Origin of the sequence: Kitasatospora sp. MBT63, from assembly GCF_000710465.2 — a bacterium.
Taxonomy (GTDB): domain Bacteria; phylum Actinomycetota; class Actinomycetes; order Streptomycetales; family Streptomycetaceae; genus Kitasatospora.
Genome location: NZ_JAIZ01000362.1, coordinates 1 through 7,714 on the forward strand (window position 1 = coordinate 1; position 7,714 = coordinate 7,714).

Annotated in this window: 7 protein-coding genes; 3 read left to right on the plus strand and 4 right to left on the minus strand. The window is 75.1% G+C overall.

What is annotated here, in order from left to right; all coding sequences use genetic code 11:
• Positions 1-86: 86 nt before the first annotated feature.
• The 3 genes from AA75_RS21145 to AA75_RS21155 form a co-directional block, all read right to left on the minus strand.
• Positions 87-884, minus strand: coding sequence for an MHYT domain-containing protein (locus tag AA75_RS21145; protein ID WP_033821724.1), 798 nt, complete (start codon positions 882-884; stop codon positions 87-89).
• Positions 885-1,136: 252 nt separating this feature from the next.
• Positions 1,137-2,486, minus strand: a complete 1,350-nt coding sequence (locus tag AA75_RS21150; RefSeq protein ID WP_033821725.1) for a cytochrome P450 — start codon at positions 2,484-2,486, stop codon at positions 1,137-1,139.
• 98 nt (positions 2,487-2,584) lie between these two features.
• Complete coding sequence (locus AA75_RS21155) at positions 2,585-3,652, minus strand: RNA ligase (ATP) (protein ID WP_033821726.1); 1,068 nt, start codon at positions 3,650-3,652, stop codon at positions 2,585-2,587.
• Positions 3,653-3,895: 243 nt separating this feature from the next.
• Between AA75_RS21155 and modA the strand changes: the two genes are divergently transcribed.
• Genes modA through AA75_RS21170 form a run of 3 tightly spaced genes read left to right on the plus strand, consistent with a single transcriptional unit; the run spans position 3,896 to position 6,688 of the window.
• Complete coding sequence (gene modA, locus AA75_RS21160) at positions 3,896-4,717, plus strand: molybdate ABC transporter substrate-binding protein (protein WP_033821727.1); 822 nt, start codon at positions 3,896-3,898, stop codon at positions 4,715-4,717.
• Between the two features lie 2 nt (positions 4,718-4,719).
• Positions 4,720-5,568 (plus strand): ABC transporter permease, encoded by an 849-nt coding sequence (locus AA75_RS21165; RefSeq protein WP_033821731.1) that lies wholly within the window; start codon positions 4,720-4,722, stop codon positions 5,566-5,568.
• A 37-nt stretch (positions 5,569-5,605) separates the two neighbouring features.
• Entirely contained in the window at positions 5,606-6,688 is a 1,083-nt protein-coding gene (locus tag AA75_RS21170) for an ABC transporter ATP-binding protein (protein ID WP_033821728.1), read from the plus strand.
• On the opposite strand, the gene AA75_RS21175 is transcribed toward AA75_RS21170, so the two are convergent.
• A partial coding sequence (locus AA75_RS21175; RefSeq protein WP_158515543.1) for a Fic family protein occupies positions 6,676-7,714 on the minus strand: 1,039 nt, incomplete at its 5' end. The genes AA75_RS21170 and AA75_RS21175 overlap by 13 nt on opposite strands.

Here is a 7,714-nt window from a genome sequence, read left to right on the forward strand (position 1 = left end):
CGGGGAGGCCGGCGGCGCGCTGCGGGAGGTGCCGCGGCGTACACGCATGGGTGGCTGCCTTTCGGGGTGGCGGTGGGTGGGCGGGCTCAGGCGGCGCGGTCGAGTCCGGTGGCGCGCAGGTCCTCGACGGCGAGTTCGCCGGCCTCCCGGTAGGCGGCGCGTTCCTGGGCGCTCGGGGAGAGGGCGACGAACGCGGAGGTGAGGAAGAGGAAGGAGCCGAGGCCGACCGCGAGCGGGAAGATGAACTGCATCGGGGTGGCGCCGTCCAGACCCGTGCGGGCGGGGTCCAGGTGGACGTGGACCGCGGCCATGCCGGTGTAGTGCATGCTGCTGACCGCGAGTCCCATCACCAGCGCGGCGCCGCCGGCGGCGAGCAGGGTGCGGATGGTGAGGGTGGCCCAGAGCGCGGCGGTGGCGGCGCCGATCGCGATCACGACGGACAGCGCGACGGTCCCGGGCGCGTAGGAGAGGGTGCCGTGCAGGCGGACGGCGGCCATGCCGAGGTAGTGCATGGCGCTCACGCCGACGCCGGTGACGGTGCCGCCGGCCAGCAGGGCGCGGCCGCGGTGGCGGCCGCGGCCGACCACGAGGACGCCGAGGCCCACCACCAGGACGGCGACCAGCAGGCTGAGCAGGGTGAGCGGCACGTTGTAGCGCAGTTCGGTGCCGTCCACGGTGAATCCGAACATGGCGACGAAGTGCATCGTCCAGATCCCGGTGCCGATCGCCGCGGCCGCGGTGAGCAGCCAGTTCCGCCGCGAGGGGCCGGTGGCGGCGAGCGCCCGCAGGGTGCAGCGCAGGCCGAGCGCGGCGCCGGTGCAGGCCATCAGGTAGGAGAGGGTCGGGGTGAGCCAGCCGACGCTCAGGTGGTCGATCGTTCCCATCGGGGCCTCCGCACGTCGGGTCATATGCCCGGCGCATGTGCGCTTTCGTTCTCGGATGCGCTGGACGCTACCGAGCGTTGAAAGATGCTCACCCGAACATGCGAAAAGCCGCCCGTGCCAAGGGTCGGCTGTGCTCGAATGGTGCCCCCCTGTGGGCGGCGCGCGGGCCCCGCCGTTGTGCGCCCCCGCGTGCGACGGCCGCGCGGAACGACCGAGGGCGCACGGACGTCACGCCCGTACGCCCCGCCCCCGTCATCCCTTCCTGGTCAGGCCTATCCGCACCGGGCCGTCGACCTCCAGCGTGATCCCGTGCGTCAGCCGCACCTCGGTGTCGACCGCCGAGACCTCGAACTCCCGCAGCAGCACCGCCAGTCCGAGCACCGACTCGAGCATCGAGAAGTGCTGGCCGATGCAGGCCCGCGGACCGCCGCCGAACGGGAACCACGCGTAGCGGTGCCTGCGCGCCTCCCGTTCGGGGGTGAAACGCTCCGGGTCGAAGCGCTCCGGGTCCTCCCAGTGGTCCGGGTGTCGCTGCGTCACGTACGGGGCGACCAGCACGTCCGCACCGGCCGGGATCTCCACGCCGTCCACCACGCAGGCCGCGGCCGCGCGCCGGCCGATGACCGGGGCCGCCGGGTAGAGCCGCATCGCCTCCTTGAGCACCCGGGTCAGGTACGGCAGGGACGCCAGGTCCTCGGCGGTGGGCGGGCGGCCGCCGGCGAGCACCGCCCGGGCCTCGGCCCCGGCCCGCTCCTGCTGCTCGGGGTGGCGGCCCAGCAGGTGCAGAGCGAAGGTGAGCGAGGTGGCGGTGGTCTCGTGGCCGGCCAGCAGGAAGATCAGCACCTGCTCGCGCAGTTCGGTGGCGTCCAGCGCCTCGCCGCCCTCGCCGCGCGCCTCGGCCAGCAGCCCGAGCAGGTCGTCCGAGCTGCGCCCGGCCCGGCGGGCGATGATGTCGTCGCAGACCCGGTGGAGCGCCGCCTCGGCGGCCGCCGCCTCCCGGTTGCCCGGGGTCGGCCAGCTGCGGGGGGTGCGCAGCGGGGACAGCGCCCGCCCGCGCACGTAGCGGCCGAGGACGGGGAAGGCCGTGCGCACCACGTCGATGGCGGCCTCCACGTCGGCGCCGAACAGGATCCGGGCGACCGTGCGCAGCGCGAACCTGGACATCTCGTCGGCCGCGTCGACCACCCCGCGCAGCGTCCGCTCCCAGCGTTCGGCCAGCGCGGCGGACTCGGCGGCGACCGCCTGCGCGTAGCCGTCCACCCGGCGCCGGGTGAACAGCGGCTGGACCAGCCGCCGCTGGCGCAGGTAGTCGGCGTCCTGCGAGGTGAGCAGCCCGTTGCCGAAGGTCTGCCGGATCTCCTCGTAGAAGACGTTCTCCTTGCGGAAGTTGGCGGCCTGGGTGGCCAGCACCTGCTGGGCGCCCTCCGGGGAGCAGACCAGGTAGAACTCGGCCCGCAGCCCGGGCGGTCCGGCCGAGAACCGGACCACGTCACCGTGGTCGCGCCGGGCGTCGAGGTATGCCCGCAACGGGTCCTGCTTGAGGTCGAGCATCGAGCCGAGGAGCGGGAGACCGGGCGGGCCGGGAGCGCGGGTGGCCGGCATGACACCTCCGAGCTGGAACGGATGTACGTATCCGCACCACGCTAACTGACGGTTCATCACCGCAGAAGAGCGCGCCCGGCGCCCGCCGGCCCGCCCGGTCACTCGAACTCGGTACCGCCCTTGCGGGTCAGGTACGCGCCGCTGACCACCTTGGCGATGGCCCGGCCGCCGAGCAGCGGACTGTGCCGCTCGGTGACGGGACGGACCACCACGCCCTCGCGCAGGTGCAGGTCCCGCCCGGAGACGGTCTCCCGGCCGTCGGCCAGCGCCAGCACCCGGTCGGCGTCGAACGGGCCACTCCAAAGCCGGGGCACCAGCGGCAGTTCTCCGTCCAGCAGTTCGGCGGAGTCCAGCCAGCGCAGCCGCCCGTCGACGACCGCCGAGACGTCGAACACCGCGTAGCCGGGCAGCTCGCCGCCGCCGACCGCGCCGTACGCCAGGTCCTGCACCCCGGCGCCGAACACCTCGCCGAAGACGCCCACCCGGTCGGCGCCGAGCCGCTCGGCCAGCCGGGCCGCCGCCTCGGGGACGCCGTGCGCGCGCACCGCCCGCCAGTAGAGGTTGCGCCCGTCCTCCTTGAGCGCCAGGGACTGGGCGCCGATGCCCTTGGAGGACACCTGCACCTCGCAGCTGCCGGCGTGGAAGGTGAGCAGGCAGCAGGTGCCGTGCAGCTTCTCGGTCACCACCACCGGCTCGCCGGGCTCGAAGACGCCGGGGAAGCGCTTGAGGTTCTCGATGTCCACCCAGGGCAGCAGCTCCGGGGCCGGCTCCACGTCGCCGCTCATCGAGGACGGGACCGGCGGCACCCACTTGACGATGCCGAGCAGCTCGGCGAAGTCCGCGCCGGAGTCGAGGGCCTGCACCAGGTCGTCCTCGCCGACCGCGCGCGGGCGGCAGACGATGCCCTGGGAGAGTTCGCCGCGCAGCCGTACGGCCCGGACCCGGTCGGCCCGGCTGCCGGCCAGCCGGCCGGTCAGGCCGAGCTCCTCGATCAGCGCGGGCGGCAGCACCGCCTGCTCCGGGATGTACACCGCGAGGTCCCCGCTGCGGAAGGCGCCCTTGGCGACCACCGCGCGGTAGAGCCCGACCTGGGCCAGCTCGAGGGCGTCCGCGTTGGGGTGCTCATGGATCGTCAGCCGTTCGGCGGTGACGCGCAGTGTCGACATTCCGGGTACTCCTCCCCGTCCGGGCGCGGCCCTCGGCCGCGCCGTGCGGACACTCTCGCGGGCGGGCCACCACGGTGGCCAGGGATTTTCGGCTTGCGCTATCGCACATGCGATCATCCGGGCGCGGTGGTCCTGGCCTGTGCGATGAAACAGAGGATTTTCCGGTGGTATTTGCGACAGTATGATCAGCGTTGCCGCCATACCCCCGCGCCGTACCCCCGGCGCGGCAGAAGGGGAAATCCCATGAGCTCCATCAGACTCCGCGCCGCGCTCGCCGCCGCCTCCGTGCTCGCCCTCGCCGCCGGCCTCACCGCCTGCGGCAGCGACGCCGCCACCCCGGCCGCGACCGCGTCGGCGCCGGCCGGCAGCTCCACCGCCTCCGCCGCCGCCCCCAAGGCGACCGGCGCGCTGACGGTGTTCGCCGCCGCCTCGCTCAAGGAGTCCTTCACCGAGCTCGGCAAGAAGTTCGAGGCCGCCAACCCCGGCGCCAAGGTGACCTTCAACTTCGGCGGCAGCTCCGCCCTCGCCCAGAGCATCAACTCCGGCGCCCCGGCCGACGTGTTCGCCGCCGCGAGCCCGGCCACCATGAAGACCGTCACCGACGCCAAGGGAGCCGAGAGCCCCAAGGTCTTCGTCCGCAACACGCTGGCCATCGCGGTCCCCAAGGGCAACCCCAAGCACATCGCCGGCCTGGCGGACCTCACCGGCGTCAAGGTCGCACTGTGCGCCAAGGAGGTGCCCTGCGGCTCGGCGGCCGTCACCGCGCTCGCCGCGGGCAGCGTCAACCTGACCCCGGTCACCCTGGAGCAGGACGTCAAGGGCGCCCTCACCAAGGTCGAGCTGGGCGAGGTGGACGCCTCCCTCGTGTACAAGACCGATGTGAAGGCCGATGCTGCGAAGATCGACGGCGTGGACTTCCCCGAGGCCGCCAAGGCCGTGAACGACTACCCGATCGCCGCACTCACCAAGGCCCCCAACGCCTCGGCCGCCGCAGCCTTCGTCGCCTACATCCAGTCCGCCGAGGCCACCCAGGTCCTGACCGCGGCCGGCTTCCAGACCCCGTGACCCTGTCCGGACCCCTGCGCAAGGCAGCACCGAGCACCGGCGGAGCGCCGGCGGCCACCCGCCGCCGGCGCTCCCGCCGCATCCCCTACCCGCTGCTGCTGCCCGCGCTGCTCGGCCTGGTCTTCCTGGTCCTGCCGCTGGTGGGGCTGCTGGTCCGGGCGCCGTGGAGTTCGCTGCCCGAGCAGCTGACCAGCCCCGAGGTGTGGCAGGCGCTGCGGCTGTCGCTGATCTGCGCCACCTCGGCGACCGTGGTGTCGTTGGTGCTCGGGGTGCCGCTGGCCTGGCTGCTGGCCCGTACCGAGATCCCCGGCCGCCGGGTGATCCGCGCCCTGGTGACCCTGCCGCTGGTGCTGCCGCCGGTGGTCGGCGGTGTGGCCCTGCTGCTGGTGCTCGGCCGCAACGGCATCGTCGGCCGGTGGCTCGACTCGGCCTTCGGCATCACGCTGCCGTTCACCACGGCCGGCGTGGTGGTCGCCGAGGCCTTCGTCGCGATGCCGTTCCTGGTGATCAGCGTGGAGGGCGCGCTGCGGGCCGCCGATCCCCGGTACGAGGAGGCGGCCGCCACGTTGGGCGCCTCCCGGCTGACCGCGTTCCGCCGGGTCACGCTGCCGCTGATCGCCCCCGGCATCGGCGCCGGCGCCGTACTGGCCTGGTCCCGGGCGCTCGGCGAGTTCGGCGCCACCATCACCTTCGCCGGCAACTTCCCCGGCCGGACCCAGACCATGCCGCTGGCCGTCTACCTCGCCATGGAGCGCGACCCGGAGGCCGCCATCGCGCTCAGCCTGGTCCTGCTCGCGGTGTCCGTCGCCGTCCTCGCCGGGCTGCGCGAGCGCTGGCTGTCGACCACGTGAACCGGCCCCCGGCCCCCTCCCCCAGGAGCCCGCACCCATGACGCCGACCGCGCCCGACGCCCGCCCCGCGCTCGACGCCCTGCTGCGGGTCGAACGCACCGCCTTCCGGCTCGACCTGGCACTGACCGCCGCCCCCGGCGAGACGGTCGCCCTGCTCGGCCCGAACGGCGCCGGCAAGTCCACCGCGCTGCGCGCCCTGGCCGGGCTGCTGCCGCTGGGTTCCGGTCACCTCCGGCTGGACGGCGTCACCCTCGAGGAGCCGGCCACCGGGCTGCACACCCCCGCGGAGGAACGCCCGGTCGGTGTGGTGTTCCAGGACTACCTGCTCTTCCCGCACCTCAGTGCACTCGACAACGTCGCCTTCGGGCTGCGCTGCCAGGGCCTGCGCAAGGCGGCCGCCCGGGCCGCCGCGCTGCCCTGGCTGGAGCGGATGGGCCTGGCCGAGCACAGCGCCGCCAAGCCCGGCCGGCTCTCCGGTGGCCAGGCCCAGCGGGTCGCGCTCGGCCGCGCGCTGGCGGTCCGCCCCCGGCTGCTGCTGCTCGACGAGCCGCTGGCCGCGCTGGACGCCCGCACCCGGCTCGACGTCCGCTCCCAGCTGCGGCGCCACCTGGCGGAGTTCGAGGCGGTGGCGGTGCTGGTGACCCACGACCCGCTGGACGCGATGGTGCTGGCGGACCGGCTGGTGGTGATCGAGGACGGCCGGCAGGTGCAGTCCGGCACCCCCGCCGAGATCGCCCGCCACCCGCGCACCGACTACATCGCCCGGCTGGTCGGCCTCAACCTCTACCGCGGCACCGCCGCGGGCCACACCGTCTCCCTGCCCGACGGCGGCCCGGAACTGGTCACCACCGAGGAGCTCACCGGCGCGGCCTTCGTCGCCTTCCCGCCCGCCGCGGTCACCCTGCACCGGGAGCGGCCCGACTCCAGCGCCCGCAACGTCTGGCCCGCCACCGTGGACGGTCTCGACCTGCACGGCGACCAGGTCCGGGTCGACCTCTCGGGCGCCCTGCCGATGGCCGCCGACCTCACCCCGGCGGCGGTCGCCGAACTCGACCTCGCCCCGGGCTCCTCGGTCTGGGCCGCCGTCAAGGCCGCCCAGACCCGCGCCTACCCGGCCTGATCCCCGTCCGGGCCGCCGTACGGGGCGTCCAGCACCGCCAGCAGGCCCGGGTGGACCAGTGCGCCCGGCAGCCGCGGGTGCGGGGCAAGGATCCGGGCGGACCGCAGCGCGGCCAGCGCGGGCGCGGGATCGTACGGGATCCGGCCGCGCAGCCGATCGGCCGACAGCGCCGGGGCGTACCGCAGTTGCCCGAGCACGGCGAGGGCCGCCGGGTCGCCCGCCACCCGCTCCTCGGCCGCGCCGAGCAGCTGCCGGTAGGTGGCGATGGTCGCGCTCCGGTGCCTGGCGGTCTCCGTCACGGCACGGGCGAACAGCTCGCCCCAGCGGGCCCAGTCGCCGTCCGCCGCCGCGACGATCGCCTCGTCCTGCGCCGCGTGGTGGACCTGCGCCCAGCCGTCCAGGTCGAGCAGCAGACCGGGCAGCAGGCCGGTGCCCACCAGGTCGCACTGGGCGATCAGCCGGGCGATCCGGCCGTTGCCGTCGGGGAACGGGTGAACGGTGAACAGCCGCAGCATCCCGAACGCGGCGGCGTCCAGCGCCGGGGAGGCGCCGGCGACCGCCCACCGGTACCAGCGTTCCAGCTGACCGTGCAGCGCCCGGCCGGGCGCCACCGCGATCACGAACCGGCTCCCGTCCGGCCAGGTGACCCGGGCGGTGGTGCGCCGGAACCCGCCCGGACCGGGGATGTCCGGGTCGGCCGCCACCAGCAGGCGGTGCAGCTCGGCGAGCGCGTCCGGGGTGAAGCACGGCCGACGCCCGGGCCGCTCCAGCAACTCGGCACGGACCGAGCCGACCGCCAACAGGCCTGCCGCGACGCGCTGTTCGGCGGCCGCGGCGAGCTGCTCGGCCAGCCGGGCCGGGTCGGTGCCGGCCACCAGGGCGTGGTGCAGCCGCGCCCGCGGCCGCGGGCGGTGGAACAGGTCCGGGTCACCGAGGTACCCGGCGGCGGCCCGCAACTCGGCCAGCGCGGCCAGCGCCTGCTCGCGCGCCGCGGCGGGCACGGCCTCGGCGCCCGGGGGCGGGCCG

Excerpts from the sequence above, each read along its gene's own strand:
- AA75_RS21145 (WP_033821724.1), bottom strand. The coding sequence starts at position 884 with ATGGGAACGATCGACCACCTGAGCGTCGGCTGGCTCACCCCGACCCTC.
- AA75_RS21150 (WP_033821725.1), bottom strand. The coding sequence starts at position 2,486 with ATGCCGGCCACCCGCGCTCCCGGCCCGCCCGGTCTCCCGCTCCTCGGC.
- AA75_RS21155 (WP_033821726.1), bottom strand. The coding sequence starts at position 3,652 with ATGTCGACACTGCGCGTCACCGCCGAACGGCTGACGATCCATGAGCAC.
- modA (WP_033821727.1), top strand. The coding sequence starts at position 3,896 with ATGAGCTCCATCAGACTCCGCGCCGCGCTCGCCGCCGCCTCCGTGCTC.
- AA75_RS21170 (WP_033821728.1), top strand. The coding sequence starts at position 5,606 with ATGACGCCGACCGCGCCCGACGCCCGCCCCGCGCTCGACGCCCTGCTG.